This is a genomic window from Sphaerisporangium sp. NPDC051011, assembly GCF_040653595.1.
In the GTDB taxonomy this organism is placed as follows: Bacteria; Actinomycetota; Actinomycetes; order Streptosporangiales; family Streptosporangiaceae; genus Sphaerisporangium.
Genome location: NZ_JBFAGG010000002.1, coordinates 581,434 through 598,384, shown reverse-complemented (window position 1 = coordinate 598,384; position 16,951 = coordinate 581,434). Strand labels below are relative to the sequence as shown.

The 16,951-nt window shown below is 69.5% G+C and carries 19 protein-coding genes; 11 read left to right on the top strand and 8 right to left on the bottom strand.

Annotation, left to right across the window (positions count from 1 at the left end):
- The first annotated feature begins 37 nt into the window (after positions 1 to 37).
- Both AB0H21_RS06860 and AB0H21_RS06855 read left to right on the top strand, forming a co-directional pair.
- Positions 38 to 244: a DUF397 domain-containing protein gene (locus tag AB0H21_RS06860; protein ID WP_358512850.1), complete on the top strand. Its 207-nt coding sequence runs from the start codon at positions 38 to 40 to the stop codon at positions 242 to 244.
- 357 nt (positions 245 to 601) lie between these two features.
- Positions 602 to 739 carry a hypothetical protein gene (locus tag AB0H21_RS06855; protein ID WP_358512849.1) on the top strand — a complete coding sequence of 46 codons (138 nt, stop codon included), beginning with the start codon at positions 602 to 604 and terminating at the stop codon, positions 737 to 739.
- Between the two features lie 663 nt (positions 740 to 1,402).
- On the opposite strand, the gene AB0H21_RS06850 is transcribed toward AB0H21_RS06855, so the two are convergent.
- From AB0H21_RS06850 to AB0H21_RS06835, 4 genes are read right to left on the bottom strand one after another with little or no spacing between them, the layout of a single operon-like run.
- A complete protein-coding gene (locus AB0H21_RS06850) occupies positions 1,403 to 1,795 on the bottom strand; it encodes a type II toxin-antitoxin system VapC family toxin (protein ID WP_358512847.1) in 393 nt (130 codons plus the stop codon).
- A gap of 14 nt (positions 1,796 to 1,809) precedes the next feature.
- The gene (locus AB0H21_RS06845; protein WP_358512845.1) at positions 1,810 to 2,130 is read right to left on the bottom strand and encodes a prevent-host-death protein; all 321 of its coding nucleotides are present in this window, start codon (positions 2,128 to 2,130) and stop codon (positions 1,810 to 1,812) included.
- A 22-nt stretch (positions 2,131 to 2,152) separates the two neighbouring features.
- On the bottom strand, positions 2,153 to 2,578 hold the full coding sequence (locus AB0H21_RS06840) for an ATP-binding protein (protein WP_358512843.1): 426 nt from the start codon (positions 2,576 to 2,578) through the stop codon (positions 2,153 to 2,155).
- Positions 2,578 to 2,808 (bottom strand): hypothetical protein, encoded by a 231-nt coding sequence (locus AB0H21_RS06835; protein WP_358512841.1) that lies wholly within the window; start codon positions 2,806 to 2,808, stop codon positions 2,578 to 2,580. Before AB0H21_RS06835 ends, AB0H21_RS06840 begins: the two co-directional genes overlap by 1 nt.
- A gap of 198 nt (positions 2,809 to 3,006) precedes the next feature.
- On the opposite strand from AB0H21_RS06835, the gene AB0H21_RS06830 reads away from it, so the two are divergent.
- The 3 genes from AB0H21_RS06830 to AB0H21_RS06820 all read left to right on the top strand — a co-directional run bounded on the left by AB0H21_RS06830 (position 3,007) and on the right by AB0H21_RS06820 (position 4,406).
- Positions 3,007 to 3,867, top strand: a complete 861-nt coding sequence (locus tag AB0H21_RS06830) for a helix-turn-helix transcriptional regulator (protein ID WP_358512839.1) — start codon at positions 3,007 to 3,009, stop codon at positions 3,865 to 3,867.
- Between the two features lie 19 nt (positions 3,868 to 3,886).
- Positions 3,887 to 4,087 carry a DUF397 domain-containing protein gene (locus AB0H21_RS06825; protein ID WP_358512837.1) on the top strand — a complete coding sequence of 67 codons (201 nt, stop codon included), beginning with the start codon at positions 3,887 to 3,889 and terminating at the stop codon, positions 4,085 to 4,087.
- 97 nt (positions 4,088 to 4,184) lie between these two features.
- Positions 4,185 to 4,406 carry a DUF397 domain-containing protein gene (locus tag AB0H21_RS06820; protein WP_358512835.1) on the top strand — a complete coding sequence of 74 codons (222 nt, stop codon included), beginning with the start codon at positions 4,185 to 4,187 and terminating at the stop codon, positions 4,404 to 4,406.
- 114 nt (positions 4,407 to 4,520) lie between these two features.
- On the opposite strand, the gene AB0H21_RS06815 is transcribed toward AB0H21_RS06820, so the two are convergent.
- Together AB0H21_RS06815 and AB0H21_RS06810 are read right to left on the bottom strand one after the other, a co-directional pair.
- Positions 4,521 to 4,985 (bottom strand): tetratricopeptide repeat protein, encoded by a 465-nt coding sequence (locus AB0H21_RS06815; RefSeq protein WP_358512833.1) that lies wholly within the window; start codon positions 4,983 to 4,985, stop codon positions 4,521 to 4,523.
- Positions 4,986 to 5,376: 391 nt separating this feature from the next.
- Entirely contained in the window at positions 5,377 to 6,105 is a 729-nt protein-coding gene (locus tag AB0H21_RS06810) for a hypothetical protein (RefSeq protein ID WP_358512831.1), read from the bottom strand.
- 326 nt (positions 6,106 to 6,431) lie between these two features.
- Between AB0H21_RS06810 and AB0H21_RS06805 the strand changes: the two genes are divergently transcribed.
- Both AB0H21_RS06805 and AB0H21_RS06800 read left to right on the top strand, forming a co-directional pair.
- Complete coding sequence (locus AB0H21_RS06805) at positions 6,432 to 6,995, top strand: Pycsar system effector family protein (protein WP_358512829.1); 564 nt, start codon at positions 6,432 to 6,434, stop codon at positions 6,993 to 6,995.
- Between the two features lie 787 nt (positions 6,996 to 7,782).
- A complete protein-coding gene (locus AB0H21_RS06800; protein ID WP_358512827.1) occupies positions 7,783 to 8,166 on the top strand; it encodes a hypothetical protein in 384 nt (127 codons plus the stop codon).
- A gap of 22 nt (positions 8,167 to 8,188) precedes the next feature.
- Here the strand turns inward: AB0H21_RS06800 and AB0H21_RS06795 are convergent, their stop codons facing one another.
- Positions 8,189 to 9,292, bottom strand: a complete 1,104-nt coding sequence (locus AB0H21_RS06795; RefSeq protein WP_358512825.1) for a glycosyltransferase family 4 protein — start codon at positions 9,290 to 9,292, stop codon at positions 8,189 to 8,191.
- A gap of 234 nt (positions 9,293 to 9,526) precedes the next feature.
- On the opposite strand from AB0H21_RS06795, the gene AB0H21_RS06790 reads away from it, so the two are divergent.
- From AB0H21_RS06790 to AB0H21_RS06780, 3 genes are all read left to right on the top strand, one after another.
- Positions 9,527 to 10,363 carry a PIG-L family deacetylase gene (locus AB0H21_RS06790; RefSeq protein WP_358512823.1) on the top strand — a complete coding sequence of 279 codons (837 nt, stop codon included), beginning with the start codon at positions 9,527 to 9,529 and terminating at the stop codon, positions 10,361 to 10,363.
- A gap of 181 nt (positions 10,364 to 10,544) precedes the next feature.
- Entirely contained in the window at positions 10,545 to 11,612 is a 1,068-nt protein-coding gene (locus AB0H21_RS06785; RefSeq protein ID WP_358512821.1) for a lysylphosphatidylglycerol synthase domain-containing protein, read from the top strand.
- Positions 11,613 to 11,808: 196 nt separating this feature from the next.
- On the top strand, positions 11,809 to 15,174 hold the full coding sequence (locus AB0H21_RS06780; RefSeq protein ID WP_358512819.1) for a BTAD domain-containing putative transcriptional regulator: 3,366 nt from the start codon (positions 11,809 to 11,811) through the stop codon (positions 15,172 to 15,174).
- Between the two features lie 20 nt (positions 15,175 to 15,194).
- Here the strand turns inward: AB0H21_RS06780 and AB0H21_RS06775 are convergent, their stop codons facing one another.
- Entirely contained in the window at positions 15,195 to 15,758 is a 564-nt protein-coding gene (locus AB0H21_RS06775; RefSeq protein WP_358512817.1) for a hypothetical protein, read from the bottom strand.
- 108 nt (positions 15,759 to 15,866) lie between these two features.
- On the opposite strand from AB0H21_RS06775, the gene AB0H21_RS06770 reads away from it, so the two are divergent.
- Positions 15,867 to 16,751 carry a serine hydrolase gene (locus AB0H21_RS06770; RefSeq protein WP_358512815.1) on the top strand — a complete coding sequence of 295 codons (885 nt, stop codon included), beginning with the start codon at positions 15,867 to 15,869 and terminating at the stop codon, positions 16,749 to 16,751.
- The last annotated feature ends 200 nt before the right edge of the window (positions 16,752 to 16,951 follow it).

Here is a 16,951-nt window from a genome sequence, read left to right as displayed (position 1 = left end):
CAAGGCAGACGAGCTCCACACCGTAGGAGATCACCCGATGACCGCGAACCCGCCCCAGAACACCTGGTTCACGAGCTCCCACAGTGGTGAGAACGGAGGCTGCGTCGAGGTCAGGCTGGGCGGTTCAAACGTGGCCGTACGAGACAGCAAGGGCCCCAACGGCCCTCGTCTCGTACTCACCCATCAAGAATGGCGCTTGTTCACCCAGGCCATAAAAGAAGGCAAACTGCCAACCTCCTGCTAACGTTCCAGCCGAAGATCCGGACCGAACCACAGACGGCTCTCGTGCGCACCGTCGTCACCGCTCGCCGACCACACCCGGCGGATCCGGCGCTCCGGAGGACGCGGACTGCCGCGATATCCCTGAGCTTGGATCTCGCGGGTGAGGCGGACGGCGTCGGTACAACCGTGAGACGAACTCGGCCAGAACAACACCGATCACCGGGCGGAGTAGATCCCAGCGGCGGCTCACTGTGGGCTGGCTTACCCCGAAGATCGCTCCTGCCGCGTCTTGCACCGGGTTACGGCGTGCGACTCGCGCGACTATCGACGTGTCGTCGAGTTAGAGATGTCTTTTTAATAAGCCCTCGGGGAAATCGCAATGAAGCTGCCGGTGCCGCACGATGTGAAATTATCGGGCAAGCCTTTAACGCCGGCCTTAGGTTTCTCTATCAATAGCCCGCCGACGTTGATTGGCTCGCCGATTGCGAAGGTGCCAACTCCCGCGAGATTGACGTGAGTGCCGTCGGCGGAAAGGGTGGAATTCTTGGGGGCGACGACTACAGATTTACCGACCCTGACACAGCCTAAGGACGAGACACCTAATGTACCCCTCACGCCAACACCGAGGATGAGCTCGCCATCGAGGGGTTCATCGGGATTAATCAGCAAGATCGAGGCCGATAAGTCGGGCGTGGCACTTGCGGACGGTGTTACTCCGGTCGGAGTTGTATTGGCGACCGGCGAGCTATCACAACTAGCCAGAACCATTGATCCTGCTGCGAATGAAATGAAACATACCGCAATTCTAAGATTCCCGCGCACAATCTATTCCTTACTGGATAAGAACCGTCCCGCCTAGGTTCTCGCACCCCATCGGACAGGTGCAAGACCTCTTCACAGCCACGCTCGCAGCCGACCGTCTCGGACGGCACTCGCCTCATGGGTGGGCTCACAGTGAACAACCACGACGAAGCGGCACGGGCGGGCATCACCAACCTCAACCACCCACAATGAAACTTACGCACGGGACGGATCGACGTGTGTTCACGTCGCATACCTGGCCGGCGGATGACGTAGCCGTGGACTTGCTCTTGAAGCGAAGGAACGCGGCGTCCGCGTCATTGACGTGCATAAGCTCCTGGATTGCAACGCTTCAGTCGGTCGTCCTCCGCGCATTTCCTTACACGGGCCTGGTGACCGGCACCACGGCGAGCAAATGGTCGAGGCCTTTGAAATCTTTGGGGTTGCAGGTGTACAGAGGAAGCCGGTTCACGATGGCGATGCAGGCGATCACCAGATCTGATGTTCGAGGGCGTGGTTCGCGGCCGGAGGCGATCACGGCGGTCCATAGTTGCCCGCGCTCCCGGGCGGCGGTGTCGTCGAAGGGCAGTGGGTCGAACTCGGCTTCAGCGGTTTGAAGGATCTTCATTCGCTGGGCCGGCTCCTGTGGTCCAGCCGCCACCAGCACGCCCACCGACAACTCCGCAGTGGTGATGGCACTGATCATCATCTCGTCGGGCAACTCGTCAGGGGCGATTCCCGCCCACAAGATGAGGATGTTGGTGTCGAGCAACCCCTGAGTGTGGGTCATTGCTCGCCCTGCGCGAACTCACCTCTGCCGTAGGCGCGGTCGTAGGGATCGTAAAGGTCGCTGTCGACATGACGCTCCATGTCCTCGCGGTACTTCCGGTCGTCCAGGCGCGGCATGCCGCGGGACACGGCGGCGAACTCGGCCCGGGAGACGGCCCGGCGCCGACGACGGATGGGGACCAGGTCGCCTATGTGGTGGCCGTTGCGGGTGACGGCGTACCGCTCCCCGCGCTCCAGACCGTCCATGATCTCTGCCGACCGGTCGCGTAGATCACGCTGAGAGATCTGGTGGGAACGATCGAAGTCAGAAGTGCTCACCCTTTTAGCCTCCCTCGATGTGCTAAGGGTCACGCCGCCGACTCAGAGGGGCCCACGTCCCGCCGAGTTCGAACCATGTCGTGCCGCCCTCCACCGGGTCACGGACGAACCCCCAGCGCGACGCCATGACGTCGACCAGCTTCATGCCGCGTCCCGATTCGACCAATTCTCCCCGGGCGCAGAGGCACGGAACAGTCGGACCACCACCGTCGGCCACCTCCACCCGAAGCGCGCCCTCGACGTCGAGCACCGCGACGGTGACCAGACCCCCGCGTCCGCTCGCGCTGTGGCGGATACTGTTCCCCATCAGCTCGCTGAGCAGCAGCTTGACCGTCTCGGCATCTCGGTGGTCTCCGCCGAGCAGCTTCATGAGAAACCGCCGGGCCTCCGCCACATTCTCGGCGGCGCCCGGGACCGTCAGGGTCCCGAGAAGGAGCGGAGAGTCCATCACGCCGCCGCCTTGGCGATCGTCTGTACGGTGACCGGCAGCGGCTCCGCCCGTACGCCCGTCTCGGGGCCCCAGACGAAGAACCACTGGTCACCGTGCTCGACGGCCAGTACTGCCACCTTGCGCCCATCTGCACGGACCACGTACAGAACCGGCTCACCGTGACGACGCGCGACGAGCACCGTCGTGCGCTCCAACTGGCGCAGACCCCATGCGAGCCAGGTGAGCAACTGATACCGTCGCTCACTCCCATATGTAACTAGAGCGTCGCTTTGTGTAGCGGCCACGATCCGCACTCCTTCGAGACGAGGACTCGGGATTCCGCTCACAGGATGACGCAGACGGTCTATGGTTGCAATGTGTATCCATAGAAACACTCAAAGTTACAGTCAGTTGATCACGTGAACCTCAGCCGAGGAGGACCAGCCGTGAAAGGTCGTCGAACCAGTCCAACGCTCCGTCGTCGCCGACTCGCTTCCGAACTCCGGCGACTTCGCGAAGTCAGTGACCTCACCCGCGATGAGGCCGCCCGCCGGATGGGCTGGCATGGATCGAAGATCAGCAGGATCGAGACCGGCGAGTCGAGCGTCCATCCAGGAGACGTCCGCGACCTCGTGGACATGTACGACGTCGTTGAGCCCGAGCAGCGCGACGCGCTAGTCACCTTGGCTCGCGAGGCCAAGCAGCGCGGATGGTGGATGCGTTACAACGACGTGTTCACGAGCCCATTCGTCGGCTTGGAGGCTGAAGCGGCTACCATCCGCACCTACCAGCCGCAACTCGTCCCGGGTCTCCTGCAGACCGGCGACTACGCGACCGCGGTGACCCGGATGGCACTGGCGGGAGGGGACAGGAGTTCTCACGAGGTCGAACGTCGGGTGGCCGCTCGGCTGGATCGTCAGAAGTTGCTCACCGCCGAGGATCCCCCGGCCTTCTGGGCCATACTGGACGAAGCCGCGCTGAGGAGGACCGTGGGGAGCAAGCCCTTGATGCGCGAGCAAATGGATCATCTGATCAAGGCGGTGAACGACGAGCAGGCTACTTTGCAGGTCTTGCCGTTCACCGCGGGCGTCCATCCGGCAATGGCCGGGCAGTTCGTCATTCTTGACTTCATCGAGCCCAGCGACGCACCCGTCGTCTACCTGGAGACGGACACAGAGGAGCTGTACCTGGAGACTCCGGAGCAGATCGCCCATTACAACGTCATATTCGACTACCTACGAGCTATGGCCTTGGGACCGGATGAGTCGGTTCAATTGATAGCACGAATGACCGAAGATCTTGGGTAACGGTGGACCGGAGGTGGACATGTCCGAGCTGGATCTTACCCACATCGCATGGCGCAAAAGCAGCCGAAGTACCGGCAGCGGCAGTGACTGCGTCGAAGTAGCCCTGGGTGACATCAGCATCGCGATCAGAGACTCGAAGAACCCTCAGCAAGCCTTCCTCCTGTTCGGCCGCACCGAGTGGAAAGCGTTCCTTGAACATGTGAGAGGCCGCGACCTCTAGCTCGCTCCGACCAGTTCCGACGGCCTTGGCGAAGCATCCGTCAGACAGATCGCCGCCAAGGCCACGGACCGCTGACCCGCACGGGAGTACATACGCGATGTCCACGGGACCAAGAGCCCACGCCAGTTGGGTCAAGAGCTCTTACAGCGGCGAGGCGGGCGGTTGCGTCGAGATGAGGGCGGCTCTTCTGGGTGTGGCGGTACGGGATGGCAAGCGCCCCGATGGCCCCGTACTGAGCTGCTCCAACGCGGAGTGGACCGCATTCATCGACGCCGTCAAACAAGGCAGCTACCGGCGCGGTAGTGAAAGCGTCTCTTGAACATATGAGAGGCCTTCGCCGGTCCTGCTGAAACCCTGGGACTCCTGGCCTGAAGGCACCTCGGCTCAAAGCAAGAAGATCAACAGCTAGCGCAGAGAATTCGCCGGGGCGCAGTCAGGTGGCCTCACCCAACTGTTCGGCCAGCCGCTCCAGGCCGCCCCTGATGAGCTGTCCATACTCGTCGTCGCCAAGCGCTCCGATCTCGGCCCGCGCCTGCTGGAAGTACTCGCGGGCGCGGCCGAAATCGCCCAGCTTGCGATAACACTCACTCAAGTTCAGGTGCAACGACGGATACAAGCCGGCCACTGAAAGTGGCACCCCAGCTTGGGCCACCCGCTCATCGGTGACGAGATCGGCGGCGGCAAGCGCTCGCAGATCCCACATCAGCTCCTGGTGCACGTCGTCCTGCACGTCGGCCATCGAGTGGGCAAGGACGCAAACATGCAGCGGGTCGCCTTGCTCACCACCGATGTCGTCCCAGATCTGCGCGAACAAGTCGCGAGCGGCTTCACGCTGACCTTGGTGGTGATGCAACTCCACCCCCTGGCCGATCCGGGTCATCGTTGGGTCGGTGGTCATGAGCAGTTCCTTCACCGTCGCGGGCGATCGCGGTCAGCCTACTTCCCTGACGCGCCTAAGCGACCTTCAAGCTTCTGACCAGCTAGTTCGCTTGACAACCGGCGCGGTGGGGGTCGGCTCGGGACCTCGGCGAAAGGCACTGCGGTCGGCTCAAGACCCGGCACACAGACCCGGCACACAAAGCCGGCACGGCCCGCACGGAACGGTGAAACCCGCTCCGCACGGTTTCCCACCGAAGCGAAGCGGATCTCACCGCGTACCTACACGCAGCCGGTTCACCGCGTACCTACACGCAGCCGGTTCCGCCGCGTTCCTGCACGCAGCCGGTTCCGCCGCGTTCCCTTACGCGGGCCACGGAGTCCGCGCGCCGGCGGCTCCGGACGGCGGCGGGTCAGTCGCGCTCCCCGCCCCGGCCACGCTCCGCGCGCCCCTCGTAGCCGACTTCTTCGTAGCGATTCTGGCTGCTCCCGTAGTACCGCTCGCTTTCGTAGCGACTCATGGCGCTCTCGTAGGTACGCTCGCTTTCGTAGCGACCCCTGCCGCTCTCGTAGGGCCGCTCTCGTTCGTAGCGACCCCTGCCGCTCTCGTAGGGCCGCTCTCGTTCGTACCGATACCGGCTGCTCTCGTAGGCCCGCTCCCTTTCGTACCGGTCCCTGTCACGCCCCTCGTACCGGGTCTCGCCCCGGCCCACCTTGGGGACGGCTTTCTCTCGCGGCGCTATCTCGCGGGACGCGCACGTGTACCCGGTCCAGTAATAACCGAGAGCGCAGGTGGGAACGTGCGGTATCCCGGGGGGCACCACCCGGATCTTCTCCACCCGGCCCTTCTCCGTACGGCCCCTCTCCACCCGGCGCTTCTCCGCCCGGCCCTTCTCCAGCGGCGGGATCTGCGTGGGCGGCGGCACGACTCTCGACGCGCACTCGAACCCGGTCCAGAAGTAGCCCACGGCGCACTGGGTGGGCGGAGCCATGCCCGCCGTCGAGGCCGGGACGTCGCGGCCCTGTGCCGTCGCGCGCCCGGTTTCCGCACCGGCGGGGCTCGCCGCCATCTGAACCATCGCGGCCAGGCAACAGGTGCCCAGCACACCGGTCAGCGTCCGGCGGACGTGTTTGTTCGTCATCGCTGTCTCCTGCGTGTGTTGTCCTGCCTGCCTTTACTCGTCACCACCTCCACAGAGCGGTCGGCCTGGCAGCATCATCGAAAATTGGGTGTCACGGCAGCGTGACGTTGATGTGATCCCGTCCGGGTCTTCCCCGCCCTCATCGGGCACAGAGACGACAGCGCAGAAGCGGGTCGCACCCCACGCGTGAAGATCCATGGGGTGAGTGCGTAAAAGTTCCTGTACGGCCGTCGCGGGCGCATGACATGCTCGCCCGCGACAGGAGTGGTTCGCCAGGTGCCCGTCGCCGGTCGGCGCGGGCTGTCCTGAGGGAGTGCAACCTGAACGTGCTACGTCGCCTGGCGAAGGCGCCCGCCCCGTCCGCGTCGGCCGTGCGGAAAGAGGCGGAGACGGCCGCGTACGCGTACGCGGCCAAACTGCTCGCGGACATCCGCGAGGAGATCAACAGGGCCGACGCGAAGGCGCAGGTCCTGCTGGGGGTCTCCGGCGTCGGGCTCGGCGCCGTCGCCGGAGGGCTGTTCGCGGGCGACTGGGCGCCCGCGAGGCTGTCGAACGCCGTCGAGTGGCTGTGGTGGGCCGGCGTGACGGCCGCGCTGGCGTCGCTGGCGTGCCTGGCGGGGGCGGTGTACCCGAGGACCGGCGCGCCGACGGCCCGGGACTCGAAGGTGATCGCGTACTACGGGGACATCGTCCGGTTCGAGTCGGTCCCGGCGCTGGCGTCGGCCTTGATCGGCGCAGCGAAGCCGGACCTGCGGCAGATCTCCGACCAGGTGCACAGGTTGAGCCGCATCGCCTACCGCAAGTATCTGCTCATCCGGTGGGGCTTCTGGCTCCTGGCCGCCGCCGTCGTCTCCACGATCGCCTCGGTGGTCATCGACCACTTCCTTTGACGCTCCGCCGGTGAGCGAATCCTGAACGCCCGGTATCACCGCGTGAACCCGTCAGAATGTGACGGAAGGATTCCGCTCTGCTCCTGACCACCGCCTCCACCTCTGGTTAGCCACGATTTCGAGAAAAAAGAATTACCGGACAGGTTTCAGGCGGACAATTTCGGGGAAAGAGCGGCTCGCGCACCTGCCGGATTCGTGGTGGATTCCCCCGGCGAGACGCCTCCCCGGCCCCGCGGGCATGCGCCCGCAACAATCCAGAACCCATTTGGAAACATCGCGTTTTTACGCTGGTGACACCCAGGAAGCCGAGGTCACGCCGCGACCGTACGTAGCACGCCCGCAGGGGCGCGGTAGGGGTTCCACGCCAAATGATGATCGGAGAAACTATGCTCGAAAGCGTCTGCGTCGGCCCCGCAAAGGGTAAACAGGAGGTGGGGTCGGGTCCACGAACCACCCAGGCCGTGGAATTCCCCCGTGAGGAAAAGGACCTGTCAGCCGGCGACTGACGAGGGAAGTGTGGAGCCGTACCGAAGGAGAAGGACATGAAGCGGATTCTCATCACACCCCGCCCCAAGCCGCCGAGCCGTCCCAGCCCGCTGGATCTTCGCACCCCCTCGGGCCGGACGCTCCCCTTCTAACGGCCCCCTGTCACTCCGCCGCCCTCACATGTCCGCCGCCCACTCCCGGGCCAGGGGGTCCCGTCCGCCGTGCAGGCGGGTTGTAAGCGGATTGCAAGTGCCACTGCTAGCTTGTTCCCCGCGAGCAAGATCACTAGGAAAGGCACATAATGTCCATCTCCCTCCCCCGCCACATCCTCGCCGTCTCCGCCACGGCGATCCTCGTCTCGCTCACCGCGGGATGTGGCGGCGGCGACACCAAGGCCGTCTGCCAGGACGCCATCAAGGCGATGCAGGACTACAGCACGCAGGCCGCTGCGGGCGGAGCCAACCTGGAGGGCTTCAACAAGGCGAACTCCGACCTGGCCGCCAAGCTCAAGGACCTGTCCGACAAGGCCGACGGCGACCTGAAGACCACCCTCGCTGACCTGTCCACGTCGTGGGGCGGCATGAAGATCGACATGTCCGACCCGGCCAAGGCGGCGACCGAGCTGCCGAAGATGGCCACCAAGGCCACCGAGGCCATGCAGAAGCTGACGACGACCTGCTCCTGAGCGCCGAACGCCCCGGCGAAGGTCAGGCGCGCGCCTTCGCCAGCTCGTAGCAGCGCTCGAACCCCTCCAGCACTGAGGGCCAGGCACAGCGCGTCAGCTCGGTCTCCCTGTTGTGCAGGGCGATCGACTCGCGCAGCTCGCGGTCGCGGGCGAGCCGCGCCACCGAGCCCACCAGCTCCTCGAAGCTGCGGCCGAGCAGGCCCTCCTTGCCGGGACGGACGAAGTCGGCCACGCCGCTCTGCGCGCGCGCCACCACCGGCACGCCCGCGGCCCGCGCCTCCAGGGCGGCGATGCCGAACGACTCGCGAGGCGCGGGCGCCACGAACACGTCCGCCGAGGCGAGTAGCCTGCGGATCTGGTCGCGCGAGTAGCGCCCCGGCAGCGACACCCAGCCGCCCATGCCGTGGGCGCGCAGGAACCGCTCCATCGACCCGCGCGCCGGCCCGTCGCCGACCAGGGTGGCCCGCATCTGGACGTGCCTGGGCACCCGGCGCCGGGCCTCCAGAAGGATCTTCAGCAGCCGCACGGGCTGCTTGCGCGGGGCGAGCCGCCCCACGGCGACGATGTGCACGCTCTCGTCCTCGCGCGGCGGCGGATCACCCGCCGGACGCCAGGCGCCGACGTCCAGGCCGTTGGAGACGACGTTCACCGGCACCCGCCCGCCCACGACAGAGCGGATCGGCCGGGCGGCGGCGTTGCTGACGGTCGTGGACACCAGGCGCCAGCGGCTCCACCCCCAGACCGTGTCCAGGCCGCGGTAGACCCCGCGCGTCACCGGGTCCCACATGCTGTGCACCGTCACCACGACCGGCAGCCGGGCGCGCACGGCGGCCCGCACGCCCATCCAGGCGAAGGGCGAGACCGCGCCGGTGTGGACGTGCACGACATCGGGGCGGCGGGCGATCATGAGGCGCAGCAGGTGCCGGACCCCGCGGGGATGGACGGGCAGGCTGAACGGCATGGGGAAGACGACGCGGTGGACGCCGGGAAGGCGCTCGCCCGGGGTCGCCGTGGCCACCTCGACCTCGTGGCCGGCCTCGGCCTGTGCCCGTACCAGGTCGGCCACCTGCACCTCGATGCCCCCGAGCCTGGGCAGGTAACAGTCGCTGACGTGAAGGATCCGCACCCCGCCAGACTGGCAGAGCCCGGGATCCGCTTCAAACGCGCCCATCCCGCCCGTACCTCCACCATCGCGCCCGCCCCACGCCCGCACCGGCCCGTTCCACGCCTGTCCGTCCCCCGGATCGGCCCGTCACACGCGACTCGCCGCCCGTTCTTGAAGGGTTCGGGGAGGCTTCTGGAACGGGTCGCGGGGAGGCGGCTCGCACTCGGGCGGCGGCTCCGTGGAATCATGGCGGTCGTGGCACGTACCGCGGTCTTCTTCCACGCCCATCCCGATGACGAGGCTCTGCTGACCGCCGGCACGATGGCGATGCTGGCGGCCGAGGGCCATCGGGTCGTCCTCGTCGTGGCGACCGCCGGGGAGCGCGGCCTGGCCGAGATGCCCCACGGTGAGGAACTCGCCGCCGCGCGCACCGGTGAGCTGTACGCGTCCGCCGCCGTGCTGGGGGTCGCCCGGGTGGTGCTGCTGGGCTATGGCGACTCGGGCCTGGACACGGCGGGCATGGCCGAGAACGGCGGCATCGGCGACGACCGCCCCGAGAACGCCTTCATCGACGCCGACATCGAGGAGGCCGCCCAGCGCCTGGCGGCGGTGCTCAAGGAGGAGAGCGCCGACCTGCTGACGATCTACGACCCGGCCGGCGGGTACGGGCACCCCGACCACGTGCAGGTCTACCGGGTCGGGCAGCGCGCGGCGGGCATCGCGGGCACGCCGATCCTGCTGGAGGCCACGGTCAACCGCGACCCGCTGCTCAAGGCGCTCCGGCTGGCCCAGCGCTTTTACCGCTTCCCCCCGGAGTTCGATGTACGCTCGTTCGAGCGCGCCTACTCACCGGGCGAGGTGATCACCCACCGCGTGAACGTCCGCAGGTTCGCGAAGGTCAAGCGGGCGAGCATGGCGGCCCACACGAGCCAGGCGTCGGGTGGGGACGGCGACCGCACGCTGGGGGTCATGCTGAAGATCCCCGGCCCGCTGTACCGCCTGGTGTTCGGCACCGAGTGGTACGTGCGGCGCGAGCTGCCGCCGGGCAGCAGGCGCACCCACCCGTTCGACGATCTTCCTCAGGAGACGTGACGAGGGCGAAATCCTTCTCGAGGATGAGATCTCCGCGGGCGGTCCGCAACAGACTGGAGGTCGCGTCGCCGTCCGGGGCGGTGGGCGTCCCGCCTGAGGGGGACGGGAGGCCGCTGGGGGGCCGCCGGACGGGGACGCCAGGGGACGTGATAGGTCCATACGGACGGAAGGGAGCACCTAGATGAGGGGCAAGTGGGTCAAAGCGGGCCTTTCGCTGGTCTCGCTGGCGCTCGCCGTGCTGCTCGTGGTGTTCCTGCCGCAGATCGTCCACTCGCTGACCGGCGCCAACGTCAGCTGGCACGAGATCGGCTCCCAGTTCGCCGCCATGAGCTGGCCGATGATCCTGCTGATGGCCGTCCTGTGGCTGGCCAGCCTGTACGCCTACACGTTCGTGATGACCTCGGCGCTACCGGGCCTCACCCACCTCCAGGCCCTGACGCTGAACGCCGCCGGCAGCGCGGTCAGCAACCTGCTGCCCTTCGGCGGCGCGGCGGGCCTGGCCCTGACGTTCGGGATGACCAAGGGCTGGGGGTTCGCCACCCGTCCCGTCGTCGTGTACGCGGTGGTCACCGGCGTGTGGAACACCCTGTTCCGGTTCATCCTGCCGGCCGTCGGCATCATCGCCCTGCTCATCGCGGGCCGCATCCCCGACCAGCGGGTCGTCAGCGCCGCCTGGGGCGGGGCGACGTCGATCCTGATCCTCGTGGCCGTGGTGGCCTCCGCCCTGTACTGGGAGCGTGCCGCCGTCGTCCTCGGCCGGCTGCTCGACGGCCTGCTGCGGCTGCTCCCGCGCCGCGTCCGCCCCTCCGAGCACGCGGCCTCGGGCGCGATCCAGCGCCTGCGCGCCGACACCGCCGAGATCGTCCGCCGGGGGTCCCTCGGCCTGTCGCTCGGCATGATCGCGTTCCTGGGGTTCCAGTGCCTGATCATGGCGGCCTGCCTGGTCGCCACCGGCGCCTACCCCGGCCCCGCCGAGACCGTCGCGGTGTTCGCGGTGAGCCGGGTGCTCACCAGCGCGCTGATCACCCCGAGCGGCGCGGGCATCATGGAGGGCGGCACGGCCTCGCTGCTGATCGCCTTCGGCGAGCCGGCGAGTTCGGCGACCGCCGCCGCCATCCTGTTCGGCTTCTGGACGTACACGATCGAGATCCCCTGGGGCGGGCTGGCGCTCGGGGCGTGGTCCCTGCTGCGGCGGCGCGACGCCGCGTCCGGCGCCCGCCGGTCACCCGAGCCGGCCTCCCGGAGCTGAGACCCTGGAGCGGGGCCCACTCGCCCGCGTCGCGCCCGGGAGTCCCTGGAAGCGATAGCCTCAGCAGCGGCGTGATCGCGAAGCCCACAGCGGGCGGGGCATGAGGAAGCCCATAGCGGGCGGGCATGAGAAGGAAGGCGTGCCTTGGCGAATAGCTTGTGCGTGCTGGACGGGCACGCATAGCGTGGCGGCTGACATGGTGACGTTCCGCGTGCTTGGACCCGTCGAGGCGTACGACGACGATGGCGAGCTCGACCTTGGCGGGCTACGCCAGCGAGCCGTGCTCGCCCGATTACTCGTCGCCCGCGGGCAGGTCGTCCCGGTCGACACGCTGCTGTTCGACCTGTGGACGGACGAAGGCGCCAAAGGCGCCCAGTCGGGCCTGCAGGTCTACATCTCCCGCCTGCGCCGCGTCCTGGAGCCGGGGCGTCCGCGCGGCGGCCCCAACCGGCTGCTGGTCACCGTCGCCTCCGGGTACGCGCTGCGCAGCACCCCCGACCAGGTCGACGCGCTGCGCTTCGAGGCGATGGTCCGCTCGGCGGGCAAGTACCTCGACAACGACGACCCCCAGGCGGCGCGCTCCAGCCTGGAGACGGCGCTCGGCCTGTGGCGCGGCACGCCGTACTCCGACTTCGCCGAGCAGCAGTGGGCCGAGGCTGAGGTCAGCAGGCTGGCAGAGCTGCGGCTGGTCGCCCGCGAGCGGCACTCGGACGCGGGGTTGCGCCTCGGCCTGCACGCCGAGACCGTGCCGGACCTGGAGGCGCTGACCGGCGAGCACCCGCTGCGCGAGGAGGGCTGGCGGCTGCTGGCCCTCGGCCTCTACCGCTGCGGCAGGCAGGGGGACGCGCTGGCCGCGCTGCGCCGTGCCCGCACGACGCTGGCCGACGAACTGGGCATCGACCCCGGCCCCGCGCTGCGCAAGATGGAGTCGGACATCCTCTCGCAGGACCCGTCCCTGGAACTGACGGTCCCCCAGCGCCCGCGCTTCGAGCCGGTCGGTACCTGGCCACCGCGCCCGGAGAGCCCGACCGGCGACATGCCGCCCCTGACGCCCGAGCCGTTCGTCGGCCGCGACGCCGAGCTGGCCCGGCTGACGGGCGCGGCGCCGCACGCGCTGGCCGGGCGGTTCACCGCCGCCGTCGTGGGCGGCGACCCGGGCGCCGGCAAGACCACGCTGGTCGTGCAGCTCGGCCTGGAGCTGGGCAAGCAGGGCTGGACCACCGCCTCGGGCGGCTGCCCGGACAGCAGCGCCACCCCGCCCGGCTGGGCCTGGGTCGAGGTGCTGCGCACCCTGGCCGCCGCGCGCGGCACCGGCGAGTACGGCCCGCTGCTGGCGCCCCTGCTGGACGACGCCGCGCCCGCCGCCGACGACGACCAGGCGTCCGGCGGCTTCCGGCTGCACCGCGCGGTCGGCGGCTACATCGCCGGCATCGCCCGCGAGGCCCCGGTGCTGATCGTCCTGGAGGACCTGCACTGGGCCGACGACCAGACGCTGGCGCTGCTGCGCGCCCTGCCCAGCCTGCTCGCGGCCAGCCGGGTGCTGCTGGTGGTCACCTGCCGCGACGGCGAGCTGAACGACCAGCAGTCCGACGTCCTGGCGGCGCTCGCCCGCCTCGGCCCGGTCCGCGTGGGCCTGGAGGGGCTGGACGAGCACGCCGTGGCCGAGCTCGTCCGGGCGACCTGCGTCCGCGAGGTGGACGAGGACGCCGTCAGCACGATCATCGAGCGCACCGGCGGCAACCCGTTCTTCGTCCGCGAGACCGTGCGCCTGCTCGACTCCGAGGCCACCGGCGACCGCGCCACCGCCGCCGAGGTGATCTCCGAGGTGCCCTCGGGCGTGCGCGACGTCCTGCGCCGGCGGATCACCCGCCTGCCGGTGACGGCCCAGCAGATCCTCCTGCAGGCGGCGGTGATCGGCAGGGACGTCGACATCGACGTGCTGGTGGACGTCTCCGGCGACGAAGAGGCCGTGGTGGACGCGGTCGAGGCCGCGCTGCTGGCCGGGCTGGTCACCGAGCCGGGCCCGGGCATGCTGCGCTTCGACCACGATCTGGTGCGCGACACCCTGTACTCCGACGCCTCGCGGCTGCGCAGGTCGCGCCTGCACGCGGCGGTCGCCTCGGTGATCGAGAGCCGGTCCTCGTCGGACGTCGCGGCGCTCGCCCACCACTACGACGCCGCCGGCACCGCCGAGACCGCCGCCAAGGCCGTCCGGTACGCGGGGCTGGCCGCCGAGCAGGCCGAGCGGCGCTTCGCCCACCGCGAGGCGGCGACGCTGTGGGAGCGGGCCATCGCCGCGTTCGACCGCGCCCACCCGGGCCGGCCGGCGTCCAAGGAGCGGATCCTCCTGCAGCTCCGCCTGATCAAGGCGCTGGCACTGTGCGGGGACATGACGGCCGCGCGGGCCCACCGCCGCGAGGCCATGGACGCCGCGCTGCCGCTGCGCGACCTGGAGCTGACCGCGCGCGTCGCCGCGTCGGTGGCCGTGCCGCACAAGGGCATCGCCCGCGATTTCACCCGCACGGCCTGGGAGATCGTCGACGTCACCGAGCGCGCGCTGATCGAGCTGCCGCCCGGCGAGCAGTCCCTGCGCGCCAGCCTGCTGGCCACCCTCGCCCTGGAACTGGAGGGGTCGGCGACCGGCCGCGGGTACGAGGCGTCCCTGGAGGCCGAGGAGCTCGCCCGGCAGAGCGGCGACCCGGCGCTGCTCGCCGTCGCGCTGAGCGGGCGGCTGCGCCAGTCGTACGTGATCACGGTCGTGGACGAGCGCGAGGCGATCGGGCGCGAGCTGCTGGAGGTCGGCGCCGCGTCCGGGCAGATCGCGGTGCAGGCGCTGGCCCACCTGGTGCTGATGGAGTGCGCGGCGGCGCGCGGCGACTTCGCCGAGGCCGACGCGCGGATCGGCGCGGCCGAGCGGCTGGCCAAGCAGTACGACCTGCCCGCGCCGTCGGCGGTCGGAGCCTGGTACGCGGGCATGCGCATGATGATCAGCGGCGACTACGCGCGGGCCGAGGGGGCCTACCGCAACGCGGCCCGGCTCACCGCGCGGGCGGGCATGCTGGAGGGCCGCCAGGACCTGCCGCTGATCGCCACCTTCTGCCTCCACCTGGTGGACGGCAAGGCCGCGGACATGGTGGAGCCACTGGAAGAGGCCCACCGGCGCGGCGCCAAGTGGACGCTGGACGCCTACGCGGTCGCGCTCGCCTCAGCGGGCCATATCAAGGACGCCCGCGCGGTCGCCGTCACGCGGACGCCCGTCCGTCCCGACTTCCTGTACGAGCTGGCCATGACGTGGCGGGCGCTGGCGGGCATGCTGCTCGGCGACCGCGACCGCATGCAGGACGCCTACTCGACGCTCGGCCCGTTCTCCGACCGGATCGCGGGGGCGGGCACCGGGGTGGTCGCCCTGTGGCCGGTGGCCCAGACGCTCGGCGACCTCGCGATGCACCTCGGCCAGCCCGCCGAGGCGCGCGGGCACTACCAGAAGGCGCTGGCGGTGGCCGAGCGGGTCGGCATCCCCCGGTGGGTCACGGCGGCGCGTAAGGCGCTCGGCTCCCAGTGAACGCCGGGTGAGCCGGGGTCTCAGCAGGCGATCCTGAACCTCTCACCGACCACCTTGGAGAGCGGGGCGCCGTCCTCGACGCCGTCGCGCACGGCCAACTCGACGCGGTACCAGCCGGGGTTGCCGACGACGTGGGGGTACCACTCGACCGTGCGCCGCGCGCCCATGAAACCGGCGGTCCCGGAGAAGAGGTAGGTCTTCCAGGTGCGAGTGGAGGGGCTCCAGCGCGCCAGACGCCAGTCGTAGACGACGGGGTCGCCGGCCGAGCCCGGGTCGATCACGCTCTGCACGTGGTAGACGCGGCGGCAGCCCTCGCCCGTCTCGGACAGGCCCACGCTGACGATGCCCGGCTTGGGGACGTGCGCGTCCTGGACGGGCATCGCCCGCGAGGACAGCATGACGGTCCTGACCGGGGCCTCGCCGGCGGCCACGCCCGGCCGCCCGTCGCCCTGGGCCGCGACGGCCCCGAAGTAGGCGCCGGTCAGGGCGAGGCTGGCGACGATCAGTTTGAACACGGTGGCCGCACCACTCGCCATCGCCGGAACCAGGCCGCCCGCGCGCGTCAGGCCCCTCCGCGTCCTCATGATCCCCCCCTTTCGCTCACTCAAATGTGTACGCCAGGGCGGTTGCTCCCTACTTGCCGTCTACTTGCAGTCGGCCGCAGGTACGGGAGGGCGTGCCATCATATGCGAATGCGCAGCAAGGTGACCCTGTTCCTCCTGGTCGCGTTCCTCGCCGTGACGGGCTTGGCCGTCCCGGCCCGCGCCGCCGCCCCCGCGACCGCGCCTTCGACGTTGACGGCGCCGCCGAAAGTGACGGCGCCGCTGAAGGTGACGGCCAAGGTGGTCTACCTGGTCGACGCGACGACGGGGACCGTGCAGTTCGCGCGCCGCGAAACCCGGCGCGTCCCCGTGGCCAGCCTCACCAAGATCATGACGGCGTACGTCGTGCGGCGGGACGCGCCCCTGGACGCGGTGGTGACGATCACCAAGGCCGACGTGCGGCACGCCGCCGCCAACGACGCCACCCACGCCGGGCTGAAGGCGGGCGAGCGGCTCACCGTCCGCGACCTGCTGTACGCGCTGCTCCTGCCCTCGGGCGCGGACGCCGCCAACGCGCTGGCCCGCAGGTACGGGCCCGGGGTCAAGGGTTTCGTGAAGAAGATGAACGCCGCCGCCCGCGACCTCGGCATGCGCGACACCTTCTACACCAACGCCGACGGCCTCCCGCAGTCCGGCGGCGACCACTCCACGGCCGTGGACCAGGTCACGCTGGCCCGTGCCGTCATGTCCGACTCGGTGATCATCCAGATCGCCGCCACCGAGCTGCACGCGGTCGAGAAGACGTCCGCCCACCGCAGGCACGTCTGGCGCAACACCAACCGGCTGCTGCCCGACGACGCCCAGGGCCTGAAGACGGGCTACACCCGCGCCGCCGGGTACTGCCTGATGCTCGCGGCCGAGCGCGACGGGCACACCTACATCGGCGCGATCCTCGGCGACACGGGCGACGCCGCCCGCTACCGCACGGCCCGCTCACTGCTCGACGCGAGCGCCGCCGCCGCGGCCGCAGTCTGACGTCCGCGCCGGTGAACCTTGGCCGGCGCGCGGCGTGCCTGTGATGTCTGAGACAGTTTGTCCAACGGCGCGAGGCCTGGTCGTATCGTCCCCGGCGGCGCGGGCCGTCCCGATCGGACGGCAATGGCCGACGCGCTGGACGGCATGGCGTCGGCGGCCGAGAGGGGCGACCCGCGCCGCCGGGGACGATTGCCACCGGC

Coding starts and splice junctions, on each gene's coding strand:
- AB0H21_RS06860 (WP_358512850.1), top strand. CDS start 38: ATGACCGCGAACCCGCCCCAGAACACCTGGTTCACGAGCTCCCACAGT.
- AB0H21_RS06855 (WP_358512849.1), top strand. CDS start 602: ATGAAGCTGCCGGTGCCGCACGATGTGAAATTATCGGGCAAGCCTTTA.
- AB0H21_RS06840 (WP_358512843.1), bottom strand. CDS start 2,578: ATGGACTCTCCGCTCCTTCTCGGGACCCTGACGGTCCCGGGCGCCGCC.
- AB0H21_RS06825 (WP_358512837.1), top strand. CDS start 3,887: ATGTCCGAGCTGGATCTTACCCACATCGCATGGCGCAAAAGCAGCCGA.
- AB0H21_RS06820 (WP_358512835.1), top strand. CDS start 4,185: ATGTCCACGGGACCAAGAGCCCACGCCAGTTGGGTCAAGAGCTCTTAC.
- AB0H21_RS06815 (WP_358512833.1), bottom strand. CDS start 4,985: ATGACCACCGACCCAACGATGACCCGGATCGGCCAGGGGGTGGAGTTG.
- AB0H21_RS06810 (WP_358512831.1), bottom strand. CDS start 6,105: ATGACGAACAAACACGTCCGCCGGACGCTGACCGGTGTGCTGGGCACC.
- AB0H21_RS06800 (WP_358512827.1), top strand. CDS start 7,783: ATGTCCATCTCCCTCCCCCGCCACATCCTCGCCGTCTCCGCCACGGCG.
- AB0H21_RS06785 (WP_358512821.1), top strand. CDS start 10,545: ATGAGGGGCAAGTGGGTCAAAGCGGGCCTTTCGCTGGTCTCGCTGGCG.
- AB0H21_RS06780 (WP_358512819.1), top strand. CDS start 11,809: ATGGTGACGTTCCGCGTGCTTGGACCCGTCGAGGCGTACGACGACGAT.
- AB0H21_RS06775 (WP_358512817.1), bottom strand. CDS start 15,758: ATGAGGACGCGGAGGGGCCTGACGCGCGCGGGCGGCCTGGTTCCGGCG.
- AB0H21_RS06770 (WP_358512815.1), top strand. CDS start 15,867: ATGCGCAGCAAGGTGACCCTGTTCCTCCTGGTCGCGTTCCTCGCCGTG.